This is a genomic window from Streptomyces silvae, assembly GCF_016745505.1.
GTDB classification, from domain to species: Bacteria; Actinomycetota; Actinomycetes; order Streptomycetales; family Streptomycetaceae; genus Streptomyces; species Streptomyces silvae.
The window spans coordinates 41,159-63,618 of sequence record NZ_JAERUC010000124.1 but is presented as its reverse complement, the minus strand read 5'-3'; the positions used below and the strand labels follow the sequence as shown (position 1 = coordinate 63,618).

Below are 22,460 nucleotides of genomic sequence, written 5' to 3'. Positions count from 1 at the left end.
AAGGACATGGGTACCGACCTTCAGTCGGTGCTCCTCACCAAGGAAGAGATCGACGCGAAGCTCGTCGAGCTGGCAGCGAAGATCGACGCGGAGTACGCGGGCAAGGACCTGCTCATCGTCGGCGTGCTCAAGGGTGCGGTGATGGTCATGGCGGACCTGGCCCGTGCGCTGTCCACCCCCGTCACCATGGACTGGATGGCCGTCTCGTCGTACGGGGCGGGCACGCAGTCCTCGGGCGTCGTCCGGATCCTCAAGGACCTCGACACCGACATCAAGGGCAAGCACGTCCTGATCGTCGAGGACATCATCGACTCCGGCCTGACGCTGTCCTGGCTGCTGACCAACCTCGGCTCGCGTGAACCCGCGAGCCTGGAGGTCTGCACGCTGCTGCGCAAGCCGGACGCCGCGAAGGTCGCGATCGACGTGAAGTGGGTCGGCTTCGACATCCCCAACGAGTTCGTCGTCGGCTACGGACTGGACTACGCGGAGAAGTACCGCAACCTGCCCTTCGTCGGTACGCTCGCCCCTCACGTCTACGGCGGCTGAGGCGACGTCCCCGACGGGACGGGCGGAACCGCGGGAACACGGCCGAAGCCGGCCGGGCTCCCGGGAACCCTTGTGGCGATCGGGCCGTTGGAGCCTTCGAAGACGGGTTTACCGGACCTCCCCTGCGGTCACGGGTGACAATGCTGGGGTACCGTCCGAAGAACAGTCTTTTCTCACAGCAGCATTTACCTACGGGCAGGAGGGACGGGGCGACTTCGCTCCGTATGGATGGACGTGAAGCGATACTTCCGTGGGCCGGTCATGTGGATCGTGCTGGCCGTCCTCGCCGTGGTCGTGTTGATGCAGGTCGTCGGCTCGTCCGGCGGCTACAAGACGGTGGACACCGGCAAGGTGATCCAGGCGATCAGCAAGAACCAGGTGGAGCAGGCCAAGCTGACCACCGGTGACGAACAGATCCTGAAGATCGAGCTGAAGGACAAGGAAAAGCTCCAGGGCGAGTCCGGCAGCAAGTTCCAGGCGAGCTACATCGGCAACCAGGGTGTCGAGCTCGCCGACACGCTGCAGAAGAAGTTCGAGAGCGGTGACATCGAGAAGGGTTACACCGTCTCGCCGTCGAAGCAGTCCCCGTTCGTCTCGATCCTTCTCTCCCTGCTGCCCTTCGTCCTGATCGTGGTCGTGTTCCTGTTTCTGATGAATCAGATGCAGGGCGGCGGCTCCAAGGTCATGCAGTTCGGCAAGTCCAAGGCCAAGCTGATCACCAAGGACACGCCGAAGACGACGTTCGCCGATGTGGCGGGGTCGGACGAGGCCGTCGAGGAACTGTACGAGATCAAGGAATTCCTCCAGGAGCCGGCGAAGTTCCAGGCCGTCGGCGCCAAGATCCCCAAGGGCGTCCTGCTCTACGGGCCGCCCGGTACGGGTAAGACGCTGCTCGCTCGCGCCGTCGCCGGCGAAGCGGGCGTGCCGTTCTACTCGATCTCCGGGTCCGACTTCGTCGAGATGTTCGTCGGTGTCGGTGCCTCCCGGGTGCGTGACCTCTTCGAGCAGGCCAAGGCGAACGCCCCGGCGATCGTCTTCGTCGACGAGATCGACGCCGTCGGACGGCACCGCGGTGCCGGCATGGGCGGCGGTCACGACGAGCGCGAGCAGACGCTCAACCAGCTGCTCGTCGAGATGGACGGCTTCGACGTGAAGGGCGGCGTCATCCTGATCGCCGCCACGAACCGGCCGGACATCCTGGACCCGGCGCTGCTGCGTCCCGGACGCTTCGACCGGCAGATCGCCGTCGACCGCCCGGACATGCAGGGCCGCCTGGAGATCCTGAAGGTGCACCAGAAGGGCAAGCCGGTAGCGGAGGACGTCGACCTCAACGCGGTCGCCCGTCGTACGCCCGGCTTCACCGGTGCCGACCTGTCGAACGTGCTGAACGAAGCGGCGCTCCTCACGGCGCGCAGCAACAAGAAGCTGATCGACAACCACATGCTCGACGAGGCCATCGACCGCGTCGTGGCGGGCCCGCAGAAGCGGACCCGGATCATGTCCGAGAAGGAAAAGAAGATCACCGCGTACCACGAGGGCGGACACGCCCTGGTCGCGGCGGCCTCACCCCAGTCGGACCCGGTCCACAAGATCACGATCCTCTCCCGTGGACGCGCCCTCGGTTACACGATGGTGCTCCCGGAGGAGGACAAGTACTCCACGACGCGCAACGAGATGCTCGACCAGCTGGCGTACATGCTGGGCGGGCGCGCGGCCGAGGAGCTGGTCTTCCACGACCCGACGACCGGCGCTGCGAACGACATCGAGAAGGCCACCGCAACGGCCCGCGCGATGGTCACGCAGTACGGCATGACCGAGCGCCTGGGCGCGATCAAGTTCGGTGGGGACAACACCGAGCCGTTCGTGGGCCGGGAGATGGGCCATCAGCGCGACTACTCGGAAGAGGTCGCGGCGCTCGTCGACGAAGAGGTCAAGAAGCTCATCGAGACCGCGCACAACGACGCGTGGGAAATCCTCGTCGAGAACCGCGACATCCTCGACGCCCTGGTCCTTGAGCTCCTCGAGAAGGAGACGCTCAACAAGGAGCAGATCGCCGAGATCTTCGCCCCGATCGTGAAGCGCCCGGCCCGTCCGGCGTGGACCGGTTCCGCCCGGCGTACCCCGTCGACACGTCCGCCCGTGCTCTCTCCCAAGGAGCTCGCCCTCACCACCGGCACCGCCAATGGTTCGGGCACTCCGGAGATCGCTCCGACGGACATCACGAAGAACACCGGCGGCTCCACGGAGTCGATCCCCGAGGATCGCCCCGAGAGCTAGCCCCTGCCCGACCCGGTGTGGCCCCCGTCACGGGGGCTCCACCAGGCCCGGAATGGATGCCGCGCCCCCCAGGTTCTAGCCTGTGGGGGCGCGGCTTTTCCGTATGCCTGCGTCGTACCTGCCGAATTCTCCGCGAGGGCGGGCGGGTCCGCGCATGTGACTGCACAGAGGAACGAGGCACAGATGACCGACCCGGTGACGCTCGACGGGCAGGGTTCGATCGGCGTATTCGACGAGAAGCGGGCCGAGTCGGCCGTTCGGGAGCTCCTCATCGCCGTGGGGGAGGACCCCGACCGTGAGGGACTGCGCGAGACCCCGGGCCGGGTGGCACGTGCGTACAAGGAGATATTCGCGGGCCTCCACCAGGAGCCCGAGGATGTCCTCACGACGACGTTCGACCTCGGCCACGACGAGATGGTGCTGGTCAAGGACATCGAGGTGTTCAGCACCTGCGAGCACCACCTGGTCCCGTTCCACGGGGTGGCGCATGTGGGCTACATCCCGGCGACGAGCGGCAAGATCACGGGGCTGTCCAAGCTGGCCCGGCTGGTCGACGTCTACGCCCGGCGGCCGCAGGTCCAGGAGCGCCTCACCACGCAGATCGCCGACTCCCTGATGGCGATCCTGGAGCCGCGCGGGGTCATCGTGGTGGTCGAGTGCGAGCACATGTGCATGTCGATGCGCGGTATCCGCAAGCCCGGGGCGAAGACGATCACCTCGGCGGTCCGCGGTCAACTGCGCGACCCGGCCACGCGCGCCGAGGCGATGAGCCTGATCATGGCGCGCTAGCCGGAGAGGGGCCCGGGACGGCTCCTGGACGTGGGGCGGCGGGTCCTCCGGTGGCCTGGGCCCTCAGGCGGCCTGGGCAGTGTGCGAGTCGTCGTCCCCGTTCTCCGGGAGCTTGCAGACCCGTTCGAGGAAGAAGGCCGCGGCGATGACCCCGATGCCGGCCAGGACGGCGGCGCCCGCGTAGATGGCCTGATCGCGCCGGGGCGGGACGTCGAGGAAGCTGAGCAGGAAGACGCCCGTGCCGCCGTACATTCCGGCGACCAGTGCGGCGACGAGCGCGCTCGCCTGGCCGAAGACCACGGCGCGGGCCGCCATCATCGGCTCGACACCCTTCGCTCCGGGGCGGCGCTCCCGCTGTGCCCGCAGCCGTGCCCGGATCGACAGCGCCGTGGCCAGCAGGATGACGGCGATCACGGCCAGCACGATGGACGCGGCGAGCGGCACGCTCGGCAGGGTCCCCAGGGAGTCCCAGAGGCGGGCTCCGCCCCAGGACAGCACGCCGGCTCCGGCGAAGAGTCCGGCCAGGAGGCCGAGCCGTAGTTGCTTCACCGAGAGTGCCGCCCTTCGTCGCCGCGCTGCGCGTGTCGTCCGCCCGTGTCGTCCGCCCGTGGACCGGCCGCCCCTGGGGCGGTCGTCCGTGACCGGTCGTCCTTGAGCCTAACGACTACTCGGGGAGGCGGAGTTCCAGGTCGGGCCGGGGGAGCACTCCGTCGCGGCCGACACCGGCCAGCAGGTCGGCGACCGGGCCCGCGCCGGGAAGCTGGGCCTCCGGGTCCACGTCGTGCCAGGGGGCCAGGACGAAGGCGCGCTCACGGGCGCGCGGGTGCGGCAGGGTCAGGAGCGGATCGTCGGAGACCACCTCGGCGTACGACACGATGTCGACGTCGATGGTGCGCGGTCCCCAGCGCTCCTCGCGGACCCGGTCGAAGGCCTCCTCGATGGCTTGGCCGCGCTCCAGCAGCGAGGAGGGGGGCAGAGTCGTCTTCACGACGATCACCGCGTTGAAGTACGAGGGCTGGGAGCCCGGCTCGACGCCCCAGGGCTCCGTCTCGTAGACCGGGGAGACCGCTTTGACCCGGAGGCCGGGGGTGTCCTCCAGGGCGTCGATGGCGCCCTGGATGGTCTCCAGACGGTTGCCGAGGTTGGAGCCGAGGGAGATCACGGCCCGTTTGGGGTTGGAGAGGGTGACGTCGGCCGCGTCGACCTGCTCGACCACTGCGGCGGGGACCGGCTGTACGGTCGGGTCGCTCTGCCCCTCGGTGGAAAATGCAGTCATGCTCGGCTCCGGGTGATGGTGATGGTCACGTCGTCGAAGGGGACGGTGATCGGGGCGTCCGGCTTGTGGACGACGACCTCGACCTCCTCGACCCCCTCGTGCTTGAGGCACTGCTGCGCGATGCGCTCGGCGAGGGTCTCGATCAGATCGACGGGCTCACCCTTGACGACGTCGACGACCTCTTCCGCGACCACGCCGTAGTGAACGGTCTTCGACAGGTCGTCGGCGGCTGCCGCGGGGCGGGTGTCGAGGCCGAGCACCAGGTCCACGATGAAGGTCTGGCCCTCCTCCCGTTCCCGGGGGAAGACACCGTGGTGCCCACGGGCCTTGAGGCCGCGCAGCGCGACACGATCCACGCGAATCACTCCTGCTGTTCGTCGTCTCTGGAGGCACCTGGCCGCGTGCGGGCGGTGCGGTGCCGTCTTCCGAATCTACCCGCGAGCACCGACAGCGCCCGCCCGCGGGGGCACGGACCGGCCCGGCAGGGGGTTGGTGTCGGCGTATACCCCGTGATGCGGGGGCCCAATCCCCCGGTCCCGCTCCGGCCGCTCAGACGGTCGGCTCTTCGTCCTCTTCCTCACCGGTTTCGGCCAGTACGGGCGAGCCGTGGTGGGACCAGAGCTTCCAGCCGTCCGGTGTGCGCCGGAACACATTGGTGGCGACGACGAGCTGTCCGACGAGGGGCCCGAGGGCGTTGCCCTCCTCGGCGGGGCCCCCGCTGAGGATGTTCTCGGTGCAGGTGACCAGGGCGGTGTCACCGGTCATCGAGACCCCCACATCGGTGAGGAAGAACTGGATGTACTCGGTGTTCGCCATGATCAGCGCGTAGCTCCGCAGGACGTCCCCGCGCCCCGTGAGCACCGGCCAGCCCGGGTGGACACAGGAGAGGGTGAGGTCCTCGCCGGGCAGCCACAGGCCGGACAGCTCGTCCAGGTCGCCGCGCTCCATCGCCTCGTAGAAGGCGGTGTTGGCCTGCTCGACCGCCGCGATGTCGGCCGCGGCCTCCTCGTGCTCGTCACGCGCGGCGCTCACGCGGCTCCCTCGACGGCGCGGGCGACCCGTACCGCGTCGGCCGTCGGGCGCACCGCGTGCACCCGGACCGCCCAGGCGCCCGCCGCGGCGGAGAGCGCGGAGATCGCGGCCGTGGCCGCGTCCCGTTCGCGGGCGGGCGGTGGGGTCCCGTCCTCGCCGGCCAGGACCTGGCCGAGGAACCGCTTGCGGGAGGCGGCGACGAGCAGCGGCCTGCCCAGCTCGCGCAGCCGGTCGAGGTGGGCGACCAGCGCGAGGTCCTGGGCGGCGTTCTTGGCGAAGCCGAGCCCCGGGTCGATCACCAGCTTCCCGGGGTCCACGCCGCCGTCGACCACGGCTTCCATGCGCTCCCGGAGCTCCGTGACGACCTCGGCGACGACGTCCCCGTACACGGCGCGGCTGTTCATCGACTCGCTGAAACCGCGCCAGTGCATGACGACGAACGGCACCCCGGCAGCGGCGACGACCGGGATCATGTCCGGGTCGGCGAGGCCCCCGCTCACGTCGTTGACCAGGACCGCGCCGGCGGCGACGGACTGCTCGGCGACGCCGGCCCGCATGGTGTCCACGGAGACGGTGATCCCCTCGGAGGCCAGGCCCCGCACGACCGGGATCACCCGGCGGAGCTCCTCGGCCTCGTCCACCCGGCTCGCGCCCGGGCGGGTCGACTCGCCGCCGACGTCGATCAGGTCCGCGCCTTCGGCCGCCAGTTCGAGGCCGTGCTTGATCGCCGCTGTGGTGTCGAACCAGCGGCCCCCGTCGGAGAAGGAGTCGGGCGTCACATTGACGACCCCCATGACCGCACAGCGGTCCCACTCCGGGAGACCCCGCACCGTGCCTCGCCCTCGCAACGTACTCATGGGGCCAGCCTAGGCCGTGTCGGCGGGGTCCCGCCCGGCCGCCGCCGCGCGCTCCTCACAGGGAGGCGACGCCCGCCACGGTCTCCACGGCGACCTCGGCGCGCGGCACGTCCTGCGCGTCCGCGTCGATCGAGCGGCGCAGGGCCTCATGGAGCCGGGCCGGCGTGAGCACCCCCAGGAAGCGGCCGGCGCTCTCCCCGTCGATGACGGCGATCCAGCCGGCGTCGTGCTGCAGCATCGTGGCGAAGGCCTGCTTGAGCGGCGCCCCGAGCGGAAGCCATGCCTCCATACGCCGGGCGTGCTCACGGACCGTGCCCTTGGCCGTCGCGCCCTCGCCCGCCGGGATCCAGCCGTGCAGATTGTCCTGGCCGTCCAGGACGACCGCCCAGCGCGCGCCCTCGGCCCGCAGCCGTTCGGTCGCCTTCGCCAGCGGGTCGTCGAGGTGCACGACCGGCGGCTGGTCCAGGTCGCTCTCCTCGATGGGGGTGACCGAGAGCCGCTTCAGGCCGCGGTCCGCCCCGACGAAGTCCGCCACGTACGGGGTGGCCGGTGCCCCGAGGACCGTGGCGGGGGTGTCGAACTGCTCGATGCGCCCGTTCCCGTACACCGCGATCCGGTCGCCGAGACGGACCGCTTCCTCGATGTCGTGGGTGACGAACAACACGGTCTTGCGGACCTGCGCCTGGAGCTTCAGGAATTCGTTCTGCAGCCTTTCCCGCACCACCGGGTCGACCGCACCGAAAGGCTCGTCCATCAGAAGGACCGGCGGGTCCGCCGCCAGGGCGCGTGCCACTCCGACGCGTTGGCGCTGACCGCCGGAAAGCTGCTCGGGATAGCGGCCGCCATAAACGGAGGGATCGAGTCCGACGAGATCGAGCAGTTCGGCGGCGCGGCGCCTGCCCTTTTCCCTGCCCCAGCCGAGGAGATGGGGAACGGTCGCCGTGTTCTCCAGGACCGTCTTGTGCGGGAAGAGACCGACCTGCTGGATGACATAGCCGATACGGCGGCGGAGCTGGACGGGGTCGATGGCGGATATGTCGTCCCCGTCGAGGAATATCCGGCCGTCGGTCGGTTCGGTCAGCCGGTTCACCATTTTCATGGTGGTCGTCTTGCCGCAGCCGGAAGGCCCGACGAGCGTGACCAGTTCACCCTCGGCGACCTCGAAGGAAAGGTCGTCGACGGCGGTGGTGCCGTCCTCGTACCGCTTGGTGACGTGCTCGAATCGGATCATGATTCCCCATTGTGACGCGGGTTCTGTGAAGGCCATGTTGCCGGAATAAGACAGCCTCGGCGATTGTCGGTGGTCGGGGATAGGGTCACCCAGGACCGGACCCGGGGCGGCATCGCGAGGGCAAACAGGAGGTGGGGGCGGATGGCCGAGCAGAACTGCCTGGTGGCGAACGACTGGATCTGCGGAGAGTATCTGCGCTCCCGCGGCCATGAGTTGGCCGAGGCGACCGTCCAGCACATCTGGATCACGGTGGCTTCCGTGCTGATAGGGCTCGTGGTGGCATTCCCGCTCGCGCTCCTCGCGCGCAGGGGCCGGCATTTCGCGGCGCCCGTGCTGGGCCTGACGACCGTGCTCTACACCGTGCCGTCGCTGGCGATGTTCTCGCTGCTGCTGCCGCTCTTCGGCCTGTCCGCGGCGCTCGTCGTCACCGGCCTGGTGCTCTATTCGCTGACCATTCTCGTACGGAACATCCTGGCGGGGCTCGAAGCGGTCCCGCAGGAGGCCAGGGAGGCGGCCGAGGGCATGGGGTACGGCCCGGTCCGGCTCCTCTGGGAGGTCGAACTCCCCTTGGCGCTGCCCGCGCTGATGGCCGGGCTCCGCATCGCCACGGTGTCGACGGTCGCGCTGACCACGGTCGGCTCACTCGTCGGCAAGGGCGGCCTGGGCAATCTCATCGAGGACGCGCTGCCCAGCTTCTTCAAGGCGCAGGTGCTCACCGCGTCCGTGCTCTGCGTGCTCCTCGCGGTGGCCGCGGACCTCCTGCTGCTCGGCGTGCAACGCCTGCTCACACCCTGGACCCGGATACGCACGCCCGGAGGGGCGTCCGCCGGGGCGGGCATCGCGAAGACGGAGGCGGTCTGATCCATGGGAGTCATCGGGGAGGCGTGGACCTGGCTGACCACCGGCGCCAACTGGTCGGGGGACGGCGGGGCGGGACACCGGCTGGCCGAGCATCTGTACGTCAGCGGGATCGCCCTCGCGGTGGCCTGCCTCATCGCCCTGCCGGTCGCGCTGTATCTCGGCCATGTGGGCAAGGGCGGCTCGCTCGCCGTCAACATCTCCAACGTGGGGCGCGCGGTCCCGGTGTTCGCGGTGCTGGCGCTGTTCATGATGACGCCCCTGCGCAACTCCGGCTTCCTGCCCACGGTCATCGCCCTGGTGCTGTTCGCGGTGCCCCCGCTGCTGACCAACGCCTACGTCGGGATGACGGAGGTGGACCGGTCGGTGGTGGAGGCCGCGCGGGGCATGGGGATGTCCGGCGGGCAGCTCTTCGTCCGGGTCGAGCTGCCGCTCGCGTACCCCATGATCATGACCGGCCTCCGGTCCGCAGCCGTCCAGGTGATCGCCACCGCCTCCATCGCGGCGATGGTCGGTCTCGGCGGCCTGGGCCGGATCATCACCGCCGGCTTCAACACCTACGACACCGCGCAGGTCTTCGCGGGCGCCGTGCTGGTCGCCCTGCTGGCCCTGGTGGTGGAGGGCGTCCTCGTGGCGCTGGACCGGCTGCTGTCGCCCCTGCGCCGCCGCCGGACCGTATGAGCGCGCTGAATTTTCGGACTGTGCACACCATTTTTCGCGGACGGAGAACAACATGAGCAGGACCTCGCGCATAGCGGGTGCGGTCATCGGAGTGGTCGCGCTGGCAGGGTCGCTCGCCGCCTGCGGCGGCGACAGCCTGGAGAAGGAGAAGGGCGGTTCGGACAAGGGCTCCGGCTCCGGATCCGGGAAGGGCTCGCTCGTCGTGGGCGCCGCCGGCTTCACCGAGTCCAAGGTGCTCGCCGAGCTGTACGCCCAGGTCCTGGGCGGCGCCGGATACGACACCTCCATCACCACGGTGAAGAACCGCGAACTGTACGAACCCTCCCTGGAGAAGGGCGAGATCGACGTCGTACCGGAATACGCGGCGACGATCGCGGAATTCCTCAACGCCAAGGTCAACGGCGCGAAGGAGGCGGAGAAGAAGCCGGTCGCCTCGGGTGACGTGACGGCGACCGTCGCCGCTCTGGAGAAGCTCGCCACCCCCCTCGGACTGAAGGTCCTTCCGGCGGGCAAGGCGGTCGACCAGAACGCCTTCGCGGTGTCGAAGGAATTCGCCGAGAAGAACAGCCTCACGACCCTTTCCGATCTCGGCAGCTCGAAGATCAAGGTCAGGATCGCGGCGGGCGACGAGTGCGAGGTGCGCCCCTTCTGCGCACCCGGGCTGAAGAAGACGTACGGCATCGACGTCACCGGGATCGACCCCAAGGGCGTCGGCACGCCGCAGTCCAAGCAGGCCGTCAAGGACGGCAAGGACCAACTGGTCCTCACGACCACCACCGACGCGGTGCTCGACTCCTACGGGCTGGTCTTCCTGGAGGACGACAAGAAGCTGCAGAACGCGGACAACGTCCTTCCGGTTCTCAATGCCAAGGACGCGGGCGACCCGGAGATCGCGGAGGCGCTCGGGAAGCTCACCGACGTACTCACCACCGAGGACCTCGCGGAACTGAACCGGAAGGTCGACGCCGAGCGCGCCAAGCCCGAGGACGCCGCCGGGGACTATCTCCGGTCGAAGGGGCTGATCAAGAAGTAAAAAGGCGTACGGGCGGGGTCACTTGGGAGGTCTTTGGTAACCGGCGGGGAACAGATTGCCGGGCGGTCTCCCAAGTGACTCGTACGCACGGTAAATTTCGGGCCATGCCACGAGGACGCCACCGCCATTCGCCGCCCCTACACAGAATCCTGCCCCCCGCCGTGCTGGCCGGAGTGCCGGTCGTCTGCGCCGCCGGCGCCTGGCTCCTCTCGGAACCCCTGCCGCTGCGCGCCCTGGTGGCCGTGACGGCGGCCGCCGCCGTCACCGGCGCCTGCATGATGCGCGGCTGGGACCGGGCCGCGGGGCTGCGCGTCGCGGAGCTGACCCGTGCCCGGGCCAGCGACGAGTGGAAGACCGAGGAGCGCATAGCCGAACTCGAGGCGGACCTCGAGGAGTCGAGGGAGCTGCGCACCCGGCTGGAGACCAAGCTGCGCCGTAAGCGGGTGGAGCTCGCCGGGCTGCGGGGCGAACACGCCGCGCTGCTCCGCCGGTACGCCAACGCCGAGACGGAGCGCGCCAGCGCGCTGGAGGGCCGCAGGCAGCTCGCCATCGAGGCGTCGTCGCCGCGCGAGCTCCTGCCCGCCCGGTCCACGCCGACGCCGGCCGCCTATCTGCGCGCCGCCCAGGCCCTTCAGGACCTCTCCCGCAACGCCGCCCTCCAGGAGGCGCGCCGGACGGCCGAGCTGGCCCGGCAGCGGGACATCGCCGAGCGCTCCGCCGAGCGGGACACGGACGGTGACGGCCCGAAGGGGAAGCACGCGGCGGTCTCCGGAGCGGGTGAACCCCAGCACCGCCGCGCCCGGCCCGCCCTCCCCGCACCGAAGCCGACGCCCGCCCCCGTGCGCGCGCCCCGGGCCGTACCCGCGGCGTCCGCCGTCGTCCCGTACGCCTCCGCGCGCCGCCATCTGGTCCCGCAGGGGAGCTTCGACTTCTTCGGTACGCAGAAGGCGAGCGCCGCGATCGAGTCCGTGCAGAACGAGGACCTCGCGGACGTGGTCGGCGAGGAGGCGCTGGCGGCGCACCGTACGGGCACGGCCGAGAACCGTGCCGTCGGCAAGGTCATCGACCTGACGGCGCACGACGAGACCGAGCAGCTGGACGTCGTCGAACTGCGCAGCGCGATCTCCTCGTAGCGCGGCCCCTGGGGCGGCCCGCGCGTCCGGGGCTACTTGTCGATGTCCCCGACGACGAAGAAGAGCGAGCCCAGGATCGCCACCATGTCGGCGACGAGCGTGCCCGGCAGCAGCTCGGTGAGCGCCTGGATGTTGTTGAACGAGGCGGAGCGCAGCTTCAGCCGGTACGGGGTCTTCTCGCCCGTGGACACCAGGTAGTAGCCGTTGATGCCCAGCGGGTTCTCGGTCCAGGCGTAGGTGTGGCCCTCCGGCGCCTTCAGCACCTTGGGCAGCCGCTGGTTGATGGGCCCGGGCGGCAGGCCGTCCATCCGGTCCAGGCACGCGTCGGCGAGGTCCAGCGCGTTGTGCGTCTGCTCCAGCAGACACTCGAAGCGGGCCAGGCAGTCGCCCTCGGTCCGGGTGACGACCTTGAGCGTGTCCCGCAGCTCCCCGTAGGCGAGGTACGGCTCGTCGCGCCGCAGGTCGAAGTCGACGCCGGACGCCCTGGCGATCGGCCCGGACACCCCGTAGGCGTGCACGGCCTCGGCGGAGAGCACGCCCACCCCGCGGGTGCGGCCCCGGAAGATCTCGTTGCCGAGCACCAGCCGGTCGTACACGTCCATCCGTGAACGTACGGACGCCACGGCGTCCCTGGCGCGGCCGAGCCAGCCGGCGGGCAGGTCCTCCTTGAGGCCGCCGACCCGGTTGAACATGTAGTGCATCCGGCCGCCGGAGACCTCCTCCATCACGGCCTGGAGCTCCTCGCGCTCCCGGAAGGCGTGGAACATCGGGGTGATCCCGCCGAGTTCGAGGGGGTAGGAGCCGAGGAACATCAGGTGGTTGAGGACCCGGTTCAGCTCCGCCAGCAGCGTCCTCGTCCAGACGGCGCGCTCCGGGACCTCCATGCCGAGCATCCGCTCGACGGCCATGACGACCCCGAGCTCGTTGGAGAACGCCGACAGCCAGTCGTGGCGGTTGGCGAGCATGATGATCTGCCGGTAGTCCCTGGCCTCGAAGAGCTTCTCGGCCCCCCGGTGCATATAGCCGATGACGGGCTCGGCCTGCTGGATCCGCTCGCCGTCCAGGACGAGCCGCAGCCGGAGCACCCCGTGGGTGGAGGGGTGCTGCGGACCGATGTTCAGCACCATGTCGGTGCTCTCCGCCGCGCCGCCGATGCCGATCGTCGTCTCCGTCATGCGGGACAGTATCCCTCCTCGCGCTCCGGGGCCTCGGTCACGGTCGGGCCCCCTCGTCCCCGCGGTCCGGGACCCGGTGCCGCAGCCAGCCGAAGTCGCCCAGTCCGCCCCGTGCCGTCAGTTCCGCCGCCTCGCCGGCCGACGCGAGCGCCCGCACATAGCCGGCGGGGTCGGCCGACGCCTGTGCCAGCGGCGGGCGTTCGCCGCTGATGCCCAGCTCCCGCAGGGCCGTCCGCTGGTCCAGGAGCTCGGCCACGCCTCCCGCGGCAGCCGCGCAGGCGTCCAGTGCCACGTGCGAGGTCAGGTCGCGGCTCCCGTCCGGCACGGGCTCCACCTCGCGGCCTCCCCGGAATCCGGTCAGCGTCCCGAACGGGGGCCTCGACGCCCGTACATGGGCGTAGTCGACGGCCACCGCGGTCCCGCCGGCCAGCGACCCGACGGCGCGGGCCCAGGCCTCGTCGCGGGGTCTGCCGATCTCCGCGCGGTCGCCGGGCCGGGACAGCGGCCACCAGCGGTCCAGCCACCGGGCGTCCTCCCCGGTCACCGGGTCGCCCAGCCGCTCGGCGCCGTCGGTCCCGCGTACGAGGACGTAGCGGGGCACCCCGTCGGCGTCGGCCTCGGCGATGTCCGTGGGGACGTTGTCCAGCCACTCGTTGGCGAACAGCAGCCCGCGCACCCCGCGCGGAAGGTCCGCTCGCCACTCGATGTCCGGGGCGAGGCCCGGCGGGCGCGGGGCGAGCTCCACGGCGTACGCCCGTACGGTGAGGCCGGGGGCCGTGGTGGAGTCCCGCAGCGCCGCCAGCACCCCGGTCAGCAGCTCGCCGCGGCCCGCGCCCACGTCGACCAGGTCCACCGTGTCCGTCCCCAGCTCCCCGGCCGTGACGGCCAGCAGCCGGGCGACGGCGGCGGCGAACAGCGGGGAGGCGTGCACCGAGGTGCGGAAATGGCCCGCGGGGCCCTCCGGGCGCCGGTAGAAACCCTCGTCCCCGTACAAAGCGGTCTCGGCGGCTTCCCGCCAGCGGCACCAGTCATCCGTCACATAGGCAAGTCTCCACCTTGGGGAGTACGGTCCCAGGACCCGGATCGGCCCTTCGGCTGACCCGGTCACCGATCAGCTGTCCCTACGCTGGGTAATGTGCAGCGCTTCTACGATTTCATCCGCAGACACCCGACGGGCGTCGACATCCTCTGGGCTGTCCTCCTCCTCGGGTTCTCCGGCGTGTCCATCGTGGCCGGCCAGGTCGGTGGTGGCGCGGAGCGCGTCGCCGCCGTGCCGATCGCGGTCGGGCTGGCCGTCGTGGTCGCCCTGCGCCGCCGCGTACCGGAGAGGATGCTGCTGCTCGCGATCCTGATGGGGATCGCCCAGCTGGTGTTCGGAGTGCGGCCGGACGTGGCGGACTTCGCCATGCTGGTGATCACGTACACGGTGGCCACGGTGGGGGAGCGGTGGGCGTCCCGGCTGGCCCTCGGGTGCAGCCTGGTCGCGGCGGGGATCTCGCGGCTGCGCTGGCCCGACGACGCGCCGTACGGCGGCTGGGCACAGTCGCTGGGCTACACCGTCACGATGACCGTGCCCTTCGTGCTTGCCTGGGTGCTCGGCGACTCGATACGCACCCGGCGGGCCTACTTCAGTCAGCTGGAGGAGCGGGCCGCCCGGCTGGAGCGGGAGCGCGAGGCGCAGTCGAAGGTGGCCGTGGCCGCCGAACGCGCCCGTATCGCCCGCGAACTGCACGACGTCGTCGCGCACAACGTCTCGGTGATGGTGGTCCAGGCGGACGGCGCCGCATATGTCATGGACTCGTCCCCCGATCAGGCCCGGCAGGCGCTGGAGACCATCTCCGGGACCGGCCGGCAGGCGCTCGCAGAGATGCGGCGGCTGCTCGGGGTGCTGAGGACCGGCGACTCCGAGGAGAGCGGGGAGTACGTCCCCCAGCCCGACGTCCAGCAGATCGAGGAGCTCGTCGGCAAGGTCAGGGAGACCGGCCTCGCGGTGGACTTCAAGATCGAGGGCACCCCGCGTCCGCTGCCGAGCGGGGTCGAGCTGACCGCCTACCGCATCGTGCAGGAGGCGCTCACCAACACCCGTAAGCACGGAGGCCCCGACGCCGGGGCGAGCGTGCGGCTGGTCTACTTCGACGACGGGCTGGGCCTGTTGGTCGAGGACGACGGCCGAGGCGCCCCGCACGAGCTGTACGAGGACGGCGGCGCCGACGGCGCGGGCCAGGGAATGATCGGCATGCGGGAGCGGGTCGGCATGGTCGGCGGCACGCTGGACGCGGGCCCGCGCCAGGGCGGCGGCTTCCGGATCAGCGCTCTGCTTCCGCTCAAGCCGGCCAACCAGTGACAGTGAGGACAGGACCCCAGATGGCGATCCGCGTGATGCTCGTCGACGACCAGGCGCTGCTGCGCACCGGCTTCCGGATGGTGCTCGCCGCCCAGCCGGACATGGAGGTCGTCGCGGAGGCGGGCGACGGTGCCGAGGCGATCGAGGCCCTGCGGTCCACGGCCGTCGACGTCGTGCTGATGGACGTACGCATGCCCCGGCTGGACGGCGTCGAGGCGACCCGGCGCATCTGTGCGGCGGTCGAGCCGCCCAAGGTGCTGATCCTGACCACGTTCGACCTGGACGAGTACGCCTTCTCCGGGCTGAAGGCGGGCGCCAGCGGATTCATGCTCAAGGACGTGCCGCCCGGCGAACTGCTCTCCGCCATCCGCTCGGTGCACAGCGGCGACGCCGTGGTGGCGCCCTCCACGACCCGCAGGCTCCTCGACCGGTTCTCGCCGATGCTGCCCAGCGGACGGAAGGAGCCGCAGCACAAGCGCGTCGAGAAGCTGACCGAGCGCGAGCGCGAGGTGATGCTGCTGGTCGCGCAGGGGCTGTCGAACGGCGAGATCGCGGCCCGGCTGGTGCTGTCCGAGGCGACCGTGAAGACCCATGTGGGCCGCATCCTCACCAAACTGGGCCTGCGCGACCGCGTCCAGGTCGTCGTCCTCGCGTACGAGACGGGCCTGGTCAGGGCCGGCGGCCAGGCGGGCTGACCACCCCTCAGGAGCGTTACGGGGGCGAGGAGCGGCCGGACCGTCAGCGCAGGACGCCCTCCAGGAAGTCGCTGCCCAGGCGGGCCACGACCGTCAGGTCCAGCGCGTGCAGGACGTACCGTCCGCGCCGCCGGGTGGTGACCAGCCCGGCCTTCTTGAGCACCGCCAGATGGCGGGAGACCTCGGGAGGCGTGATGCCGTGCGAGTCGGCGAGCTCGCCGGTGGTGTACGGGGACCGGGCCAGGTTGCGGCAGAGCCGCATCCGCAGGGGGTGGGCCAGCGCCTCCATCCGGAGCTGGAGCAGCTCGACGGAGGCGGGGGAGGGCAGTTCGGGGCGGTGCACCGGGTAGTGGATCACCGGGCGCCAGCCGGGGGCGTGCAGCACCATCAGATGCGGCCAGCCGAAGCTCGTCGGGATGAGGGTGAGGCCGGTGCCGGCCGCCGATCCGGTGGCCTCGGTCCGGCCCGTGGTCAGCTTGTCGGCGCTGATCCTGCCGGTCTCCTCGTCCAGCGACAGGGCGGCGGAGACGGCTCCCAGGGCGGCGCCGACGCCCTTGTGCCGCAGCACCTCGGTCTTGTGCCGGGCGTCGGCGACCAGCTGGACCTGGATCCGCCGCCAGGTGTCGGCGAAGAAGGCCTGGTCGCAGTCCTCGAAGAGACGCCTGACCCAGCCGCGTACGGAGCCGGGGTCGGCCAGCAGCTGCCGGGTGAAGTCCAGCTGCTTCGGCCCCCTGGCCGCCGCCATGTCGAGCGCGCGGGTCCGCATCCCTGCGTCGGTGAGCGGTGAGGGCGCGCCCGTGCCGTACAGGCTCGCGCAGGTGAACTCCAGGGCGGCCGAGACGAACCGCTCGTCGTCGAGCCGGTCCAGGATGTCCAGGTCCTCGGCGAGGGTCGAGCCGGTCCTGCCGTCGCCGCCGCGGACTCCGGCGAAGGGCATGAAGACGTCGGAGAAGGTGTTCCGCCACAGGAACTCCGCCTCGTGCAGCCGGTCCGCGAGGTCCGGCTCCAGGGCCGCGGAGGTCGCGGTCGCCCAGCCGTGCAGGCCGGGGTGGTGGCCGGGCTCGGAGAGCGCATGGAGGGCCAGCCCCAGCTCGGCGAGGGGGGACGTCTCGAAAACGATGCGCTCGGGAGGAAGGCCGGCGATGTCGATGTGCACGCTCACCCCTCCATGGTGCGGGGTGCGGGCGCGGGGGCCGTCGCCACTTGACGACGGCCGTCAATCCACGGGCGGAGCCGCGGGGGCGGGGTCAGGCTGGATCCATGGACATCGTTCAGCAGCACATGCTCGACAGCTACCGCGCCGCGCGGCACGGCGAGGCGCCGCCCCCGTTGCCCGGCACGCACGACCGGGCCGTCCTGCGCGGCCTCCGCAGACGTATCCGCGCCTGGGCGGCCGCGCACCGGCCGCCCTACGCCTGAGGCGCCGCCCCAGCCCGCGCTCCTTCTTCCCGCGGCGGGGCCGCTTCCTCCTGGAGCCGCGTCACGAAGTCCACCACCGCTGCCCGTACGTCTTCGGCGGTCCACTCGAGCCCCGGCGCCGCGACCGTGACCTCCGTGAACGAGAGTCCGGGCGGCCCCGTCGGAGCGGCGAACCAGCGGCGGAAGAGCGTCACGCCCGTCTCCTCGGCCTGCCGCACCGACGCCTCGTCCAGCACGTCCGAGGCGTACGGCAGCCAGACCTGGAACTGGTGGGTGTGCGGGGGCTCGGGGTGCACCCGGAACCACGGCACCGTCGATCCGGCGAGGCCCTCGGCCAGCGCGCCCGCGACCAGCTTCGCGTGGGCCACGTACGACGGCAGCCTCGGCAGTTCGCGCTCCAGGCCCAGCAGGGCGGAGAGGGCCGCCGGGTACTGCTGGAAGACCTGGCCGCCGTACCGGTGGCGCCAGGTCCTCGCCTCCTCGACCAGGGACTCGGGGCCGGCGAGCACGGCTCCGGACAGACCGTCCAGCGACTTGTAGAAGGACACGTACACGCTGTCCGCGAGCGCCGCGATCTCCGGCAGGCCCCGCCCGAAGTGCGCGGTGCACTCCCACAGGCGCGCCCCGTCCAGATGCACCACCGCGTCCCGCTCCCGGGCGGCGGCCACGACGGCCCGCAACTCCTCCCAGGTGGGCAGGACGAAGCCGGCGTCGCGCAGCGGCAGCTCCAGCATCAGCGTGCCGAACGGCTCGGGGAAGTCCCGGATCTCGTCCGCCGTGGCCGGGCGGGGCGCGGTGGTCGGATGCACCGTGCGCAGCCCGCTGACGGAGGCCAGCGCGCCGCGTTCGTGCACCTCGGGGTGGGCGAGGGGGTGCAGCGCCACGGTCGCGTTGCCCGTACGCCCCGCCCAGCACCGCAGCGCGACCTGCTGGGCCATCGTCCCGGTCGGGAAGAACGCGGCGGCCTCCATGCCCAGCAGGCCGGCGGTGCGCCGCTCGACCTCGGCGACGACCCCGCCGCCGTACACATCCGTCCATCCGCCCAGGTCGTGGACCGTGCCGGCGTCGGCGGCCAGGGCGGCCAGCCGCCCGGCCAGCGTGTGGTCCGCGGACATCCGGGCCAGCACTCTTCCTGACCGCTGCCACGCGGTCAGCCTGCGGTGCCGCTGCTCCTGCTCGTCGGTGTCTCCCATGGGACGATCATCACCCGGTCCGCCGGTGCCGCCCATCCCGGGTTCCCTGCCGCTCCCTGTCGGCAAAAGTTATCCACAGGCTGTGGATGAGCGAGGTGCGGTACGAAACGCTGGCGTAGCATGCAGAGGAATCGTCCGGTACCCCCCGCGGACTGGAACGGAAGGCCACCGCCGCGTGAACGCATCAGTTTCCAAGGAATCCCTCGACGCGAGGGACCGCCCCGCCCGTCTCACCGTCGGCGTCGTCGGCGCGGGCCGGGTCGGCCCCGCCCTCGCCGCGTCGCTGCAGCTCGCCGGGCACCGCCCGGTCGCCGTGTCGGGCGTCTCCGACGCATCCGTGCGCCGGGCAGCCGCGCTGCTCCCCGACGTCCCTCTGGTGACCCCCGCCGAGGTCCTCGCACGGGCCGAGCTCGTGCTGCTGACCGTCCCCGACGACGCGCTGCCCGGCCTGGTCGAAGGCCTCGCCGAGACCGGCGCCGTACGGCCGGGCCAGCTGCTCGTCCACACCTCCGGGCGGTACGGGACGAAGGTGCTGGACCCCGCGCTGCGGGCCGGCGCCCTCCCGCTCGCCCTGCACCCGGCGATGACCTTCACCGGCAGCTCCGTCGACGTCCAGCGGCTGGCGGGCTGTTCCTTCGGGGTGACCGCCCCCGAGGAGCTCAGGCTCGCCGCCGAGGCGCTCGTCATCGAGATGGGCGGCGAGCCCGAATGGATCGCCGAGGAGTCCCGGCCGCTCTACCACGCGGCCCTCGCCCTCGGGGCGAACCACCTGGTCACCCTCGTCGCGCAGTCCATGGACCTGCTCCGCACGGCCGGGGTGGGCGCGCCCGACCGGATGCTCGGCCCCCTCCTCGGGGCCGCGCTCGACAACGCCCTGCGCTCCGGTGACGCGGCGCTCACCGGCCCCGTCGCCCGGGGCGACGCCGGGACGGTGTCCGCACACATCCGCGAGCTGCGCGCCCACGCGCCGCAGACGGTCGCCGGATACCTCGCCATGGCGCGCGCCACGGCCGACCGGGCCCTCGACCACGGCCTGCTCAAGCCGGAATTCGCGGAGGACCTCCTCGGCGTCCTGTCCGACAGCAACGCCGTGAACGGCACGAACGGAACACACGGACCGGACGGACCCGGACCGGGGGAGAAGCGATGACCACCGCACCCGCCACCCTGCTGCGCTCGGCCGCCGAGCTGGAGGCCCTCGGCCGGCCCCCCGGGGCACGCCGCGCCGTCGTGATGACGATGGGCGCGCTCCACGACGGCCACGCCACCCTGATCCGCGCGGCGCGGGAGGCCACGGGCCCCGACGGCCAGGTCGTGGTCACCGTCTTCGTCAACCCGCTGCAGTTCGGCGAGGCAGCCGACCTCGACCGCTACCCGCGCACCCTGGACGCCGACCTCGCCGTCGCCTCGGAGGCCGGCGCCGACGCGGTCTTCGCCCCCTCCGTCGACGAGGTCTACCCCGGCGGTGAGCCGCAGGTCAGGATCACCGCGGGCCCCATGGGCGAACGGCTCGAAGGCGCCGCCCGCCCCGGGCACTTCGACGGGATGCTCACCGTCGTCGCCAAGCTCCTGCACCTGACCCGGCCGGACGCGGCGTTCTTCGGGCAGAAGGACGCCCAGCAGCTGGCGCTCGTCCGCCGCATGGTGCGTGACCTCAACTTCGGCATCGACATCGTGGCGGTGCCGACCGTCCGCGACCCCGACGGCCTCGCGCTCTCCAGCCGCAACCGCTTCCTCTCCGCGGAGGAGCGCCGGACCGCGCTGGCCCTGCCCAGGGCCCTGTTCGCGGCCCGGGACCGGCTGGTCGCCCAGCAGACGCTGCACGCCCGCGCCCGGACGGTCCCCGAGCGCGAGGGCCGCGCCGCCGCGCTCAACCGGCTCGGCGAGGCCCGCGCGGCCGCCGACACCCAGGCCGTGGCGCTGGCCCGGCCGACCGTCGCACCCGCCGCGGTGCTGGCCGCCGCACGGGCGGTCCTGGAGGAGGCGGCCGAGGAAGACGTGCCGCTCACCCTGGACTACGTGGCGCTCGTGGACCCGGCGGACTTCACCGACCTCCCCGACGACCGTGTCAGCGGCGAGGCGGTCCTCGCCGTCGCCGCGCGGGTGGGAGCCACCCGTCTGATCGACAACATCCCGCTGACCCTCGGAGCCCTCACGTGACCGGAATACGGCTGACCGCCCCCGCCCCCGGCTGGGCCATCGACGCGGACGTCGTCGTGGTCGGCTCCGGCGTGGCCGGTCTCACCACCGCACTGCGCTGCGCCGCGGCCGGCCTGGCGACCGTGGTCGTCACCAAGGCCCGCCTCGACGACGGTTCCACCCGCTGGGCGCAGGGCGGCATCGCCGCCGCGCTCGGCGAGGGGGACACCCCCGAGCAGCACCTCGACGACACCCTGGTCGCCGGGGCGGGCCTCTGCGACGAGACGGCGGTGCGCGCCCTGGTCACCGAGGGCCCCGACGCCGTACGCCGGCTGATCGAGACCGGCGCCCACTTCGACACCACCGACACCGGCGCGATCGCCCTGACCCGCGAGGGCGGCCACCACCGCCGCCGCATCGCGCACGCCGGGGGCGACGCCACGGGCGCCGAGATCTCCCGCGCCCTGGTCGAGGCGGTCCGCTCCGCCGCCCTGCACACCATCGAGAACGCCCTGGTCCTGGACCTGCTCACCGACGCCGAAGGCCGTACGGAGGGCGTCACCCTGCACGTCATGGGCGAGGGCCAGCACGACGGTGTCGGGGCCGTCCGCGCCCCGGCCGTGGTGCTCGCCACCGGCGGCATGGGCCAGGTCTTCTCCGCCACCACCAACCCGCCGGTCTCCACGGGCGACGGGGTGGCGCTCGCGCTGCGCGCGGGTGCCGAGGTGTCGGACCTGGAATTCGTCCAGTTCCATCCGACCGTCCTGTTTCTCGGCGCCGACTCCGAGGGCCAGCAGCCGCTGGTCTCCGAGGCGGTACGGGGCGAGGGCGCCCACCTCGTCGACGCCTCCGGGACCCGCTTCATGCTCGGGCAGCACGAGCTGGCGGAGCTGGCACCCCGCGACATCGTCGCCAAGGCCATCACGCGCCAGATGCTCCTGCACGGCACCGAGCACATGTATCTCGACGCCCGGCACTTCGGCGCCGAGATGTGGGAGCAGCGCTTCCCGACGATCCTGGCCGCCTGCCGCGCGCACGGCATCGACCCGGTGACGGAGCCGATCCCGGTGGCCCCCGCCGCGCACTACGCCTCGGGCGGGGTGCGCACCGACCTCCGCGGCCGTACGACGGTCCCCGGCCTGTACGCCTGCGGTGAGGTCGCCTGCACGGGTGTGCACGGCGCGAACCGGCTGGCGTCGAACTCCCTCCTGGAGGGGCTGGTCTTCGCCGAGCGGATCGCGGCCGACATCGTGGACGGCCCCAGGACCGGTGCCGGGGCCGCTGCCCGTACCCCCGTGGCGGAACCCGCCGGAACGCGGACCGTCCCGCTGCTCACCGCGGAGTCGCGGACCGCGGTCCAGCGGATCATGACCAAGGGCGCCGGGGTGATCAGGTCCGGCGGCAGCCTCGCCGTCGCGGCAGGGGAGCTGGACGCCCTCCAGCGGGCCGCGGCGGCCGCCGACAAGGACGGCCCGAAGGACGCCGTCCCCGGGGTGGAGGCGTGGGAGGCCACGAACCTCCTCCTGGTCTCGCAGGTCCTGGTCGCCGCCGCGCGGCAGCGGGAGGAGACCCGCGGCTGCCACTGGCGCGAGGACCGGCCCGAGCGCGACGACGACGTCTGGCGCCGTCACCTGGTCGTCCGCGTCGACCCGTACCTGCGGCCCGTCGTCCGCACGACCGACAGTTCACTGTTCCCACCCGTACGCACCGGAGACCCGGCAGACTCCGCACTGCCCGCAGGTCTCCCGAACCACCCCGCCGACGCCCCCGAGGAGCCGTAAC

23 protein-coding genes are annotated in these 22,460 nt (G+C 71.8%); 13 read left to right on the top strand and 10 right to left on the bottom strand.

The window, feature by feature from the left end; genetic code table 11:
- Positions 1-6: 6 nt before the first annotated feature.
- From hpt to folE, 3 genes are all read left to right on the top strand, one after another.
- Positions 7-546, top strand: a complete 540-nt coding sequence (hpt, locus tag JKV81_RS19105) for a hypoxanthine phosphoribosyltransferase (RefSeq protein WP_014155504.1) — start codon at positions 7-9, stop codon at positions 544-546.
- 228 nt (positions 547-774) lie between these two features.
- A complete protein-coding gene (ftsH, locus tag JKV81_RS19100; RefSeq protein ID WP_124277602.1) occupies positions 775-2,823 on the top strand; it encodes an ATP-dependent zinc metalloprotease FtsH in 2,049 nt (682 codons plus the stop codon).
- 183 nt (positions 2,824-3,006) lie between these two features.
- Positions 3,007-3,612, top strand: coding sequence for a GTP cyclohydrolase I FolE (gene folE, locus JKV81_RS19095; RefSeq protein WP_031091001.1), 606 nt, complete (start codon positions 3,007-3,009; stop codon positions 3,610-3,612).
- Positions 3,613-3,675: 63 nt separating this feature from the next.
- Here folE and JKV81_RS19090 read toward each other — a convergent pair whose 3' ends face one another.
- The 6 genes from JKV81_RS19090 to JKV81_RS19065 form a co-directional block, all read right to left on the bottom strand.
- Positions 3,676-4,161 (bottom strand): DUF3180 domain-containing protein, encoded by a 486-nt coding sequence (locus JKV81_RS19090; protein WP_129264268.1) that lies wholly within the window; start codon positions 4,159-4,161, stop codon positions 3,676-3,678.
- A 115-nt stretch (positions 4,162-4,276) separates the two neighbouring features.
- The gene (folK, locus tag JKV81_RS19085; RefSeq protein WP_099173576.1) at positions 4,277-4,888 is read right to left on the bottom strand and encodes a 2-amino-4-hydroxy-6-hydroxymethyldihydropteridine diphosphokinase; all 612 of its coding nucleotides are present in this window, start codon (positions 4,886-4,888) and stop codon (positions 4,277-4,279) included.
- Positions 4,885-5,244, bottom strand: coding sequence for a dihydroneopterin aldolase (folB, locus tag JKV81_RS19080; RefSeq protein ID WP_099173577.1), 360 nt, complete (start codon positions 5,242-5,244; stop codon positions 4,885-4,887). Before folB ends, folK begins: the two co-directional genes overlap by 4 nt.
- 193 nt (positions 5,245-5,437) lie before the next feature.
- The gene (locus JKV81_RS19075) at positions 5,438-5,920 is read right to left on the bottom strand and encodes a nuclear transport factor 2 family protein (RefSeq protein ID WP_099173578.1); all 483 of its coding nucleotides are present in this window, start codon (positions 5,918-5,920) and stop codon (positions 5,438-5,440) included.
- A complete protein-coding gene (folP, locus tag JKV81_RS19070) occupies positions 5,917-6,777 on the bottom strand; it encodes a dihydropteroate synthase (RefSeq protein WP_202076897.1) in 861 nt (286 codons plus the stop codon). Before folP ends, JKV81_RS19075 begins: the two co-directional genes overlap by 4 nt.
- Positions 6,778-6,832: 55 nt before the next feature.
- Positions 6,833-8,008 (bottom strand): ABC transporter ATP-binding protein, encoded by a 1,176-nt coding sequence (locus JKV81_RS19065; protein ID WP_202076896.1) that lies wholly within the window; start codon positions 8,006-8,008, stop codon positions 6,833-6,835.
- A gap of 141 nt (positions 8,009-8,149) precedes the next feature.
- Between JKV81_RS19065 and JKV81_RS19060 the strand changes: the two genes are divergently transcribed.
- The 4 genes from JKV81_RS19060 to JKV81_RS19045 all read left to right on the top strand — a co-directional run bounded on the left by JKV81_RS19060 (position 8,150) and on the right by JKV81_RS19045 (position 11,713).
- Complete coding sequence (locus JKV81_RS19060) at positions 8,150-8,869, top strand: ABC transporter permease (protein ID WP_129264262.1); 720 nt, start codon at positions 8,150-8,152, stop codon at positions 8,867-8,869.
- A 3-nt stretch (positions 8,870-8,872) separates the two neighbouring features.
- Positions 8,873-9,547 (top strand): ABC transporter permease, encoded by a 675-nt coding sequence (locus tag JKV81_RS19055; protein ID WP_099173582.1) that lies wholly within the window; start codon positions 8,873-8,875, stop codon positions 9,545-9,547.
- Between the two features lie 52 nt (positions 9,548-9,599).
- Positions 9,600-10,580, top strand: a complete 981-nt coding sequence (locus tag JKV81_RS19050) for an ABC transporter substrate-binding protein (RefSeq protein WP_129264260.1) — start codon at positions 9,600-9,602, stop codon at positions 10,578-10,580.
- A gap of 104 nt (positions 10,581-10,684) precedes the next feature.
- Complete coding sequence (locus JKV81_RS19045; RefSeq protein WP_202076895.1) at positions 10,685-11,713, top strand: hypothetical protein; 1,029 nt, start codon at positions 10,685-10,687, stop codon at positions 11,711-11,713.
- A gap of 32 nt (positions 11,714-11,745) precedes the next feature.
- Here the strand turns inward: JKV81_RS19045 and JKV81_RS19040 are convergent, their stop codons facing one another.
- Positions 11,746-12,888, bottom strand: coding sequence for an NADH-quinone oxidoreductase subunit D (locus JKV81_RS19040; protein WP_124277594.1), 1,143 nt, complete (start codon positions 12,886-12,888; stop codon positions 11,746-11,748).
- A gap of 37 nt (positions 12,889-12,925) precedes the next feature.
- Positions 12,926-13,927: an SAM-dependent methyltransferase gene (locus JKV81_RS19035; RefSeq protein ID WP_202076894.1), complete on the bottom strand. Its 1,002-nt coding sequence runs from the start codon at positions 13,925-13,927 to the stop codon at positions 12,926-12,928.
- A gap of 96 nt (positions 13,928-14,023) precedes the next feature.
- Here JKV81_RS19035 and JKV81_RS19030 point away from each other — a divergent pair, with 96 nt between their 5' ends.
- Positions 14,024-15,232: a sensor histidine kinase gene (locus JKV81_RS19030; protein WP_202076891.1), complete on the top strand. Its 1,209-nt coding sequence runs from the start codon at positions 14,024-14,026 to the stop codon at positions 15,230-15,232.
- Between the two features lie 20 nt (positions 15,233-15,252).
- Positions 15,253-15,927: a response regulator transcription factor gene (locus JKV81_RS19025; protein ID WP_124277591.1), complete on the top strand. Its 675-nt coding sequence runs from the start codon at positions 15,253-15,255 to the stop codon at positions 15,925-15,927.
- 43 nt (positions 15,928-15,970) lie between these two features.
- On the opposite strand, the gene JKV81_RS19020 is transcribed toward JKV81_RS19025, so the two are convergent.
- Positions 15,971-17,083, bottom strand: a complete 1,113-nt coding sequence (locus JKV81_RS19020; protein ID WP_129267042.1) for a DUF5937 family protein — start codon at positions 17,081-17,083, stop codon at positions 15,971-15,973.
- A gap of 104 nt (positions 17,084-17,187) precedes the next feature.
- On the opposite strand from JKV81_RS19020, the gene JKV81_RS19015 reads away from it, so the two are divergent.
- A complete protein-coding gene (locus tag JKV81_RS19015) occupies positions 17,188-17,346 on the top strand; it encodes a hypothetical protein (protein WP_164493730.1) in 159 nt (52 codons plus the stop codon).
- Here the strand turns inward: JKV81_RS19015 and JKV81_RS19010 are convergent.
- The gene (locus JKV81_RS19010; RefSeq protein ID WP_202076889.1) at positions 17,337-18,539 is read right to left on the bottom strand and encodes a threonine aldolase family protein; all 1,203 of its coding nucleotides are present in this window, start codon (positions 18,537-18,539) and stop codon (positions 17,337-17,339) included. The two genes, JKV81_RS19015 and JKV81_RS19010, sit on opposite strands and share 10 nt — an antisense overlap.
- 175 nt (positions 18,540-18,714) lie before the next feature.
- On the opposite strand from JKV81_RS19010, the gene JKV81_RS19005 reads away from it, so the two are divergent.
- The 3 genes from JKV81_RS19005 to JKV81_RS18995 are packed head-to-tail and all read left to right on the top strand — an operon-like array spanning position 18,715 to position 22,459.
- The gene (locus JKV81_RS19005; protein ID WP_124277589.1) at positions 18,715-19,689 is read left to right on the top strand and encodes a Rossmann-like and DUF2520 domain-containing protein; all 975 of its coding nucleotides are present in this window, start codon (positions 18,715-18,717) and stop codon (positions 19,687-19,689) included.
- Positions 19,686-20,699, top strand: coding sequence for a pantoate--beta-alanine ligase (gene panC, locus JKV81_RS19000; protein ID WP_129264253.1), 1,014 nt, complete (start codon positions 19,686-19,688; stop codon positions 20,697-20,699). Before JKV81_RS19005 ends, panC begins: the two co-directional genes overlap by 4 nt.
- Positions 20,696-22,459 carry an L-aspartate oxidase gene (locus JKV81_RS18995; protein WP_129264251.1) on the top strand — a complete coding sequence of 588 codons (1,764 nt, stop codon included), beginning with the start codon at positions 20,696-20,698 and terminating at the stop codon, positions 22,457-22,459. Before panC ends, JKV81_RS18995 begins: the two co-directional genes overlap by 4 nt.
- Position 22,460: the final 1 nt, after the last annotated feature.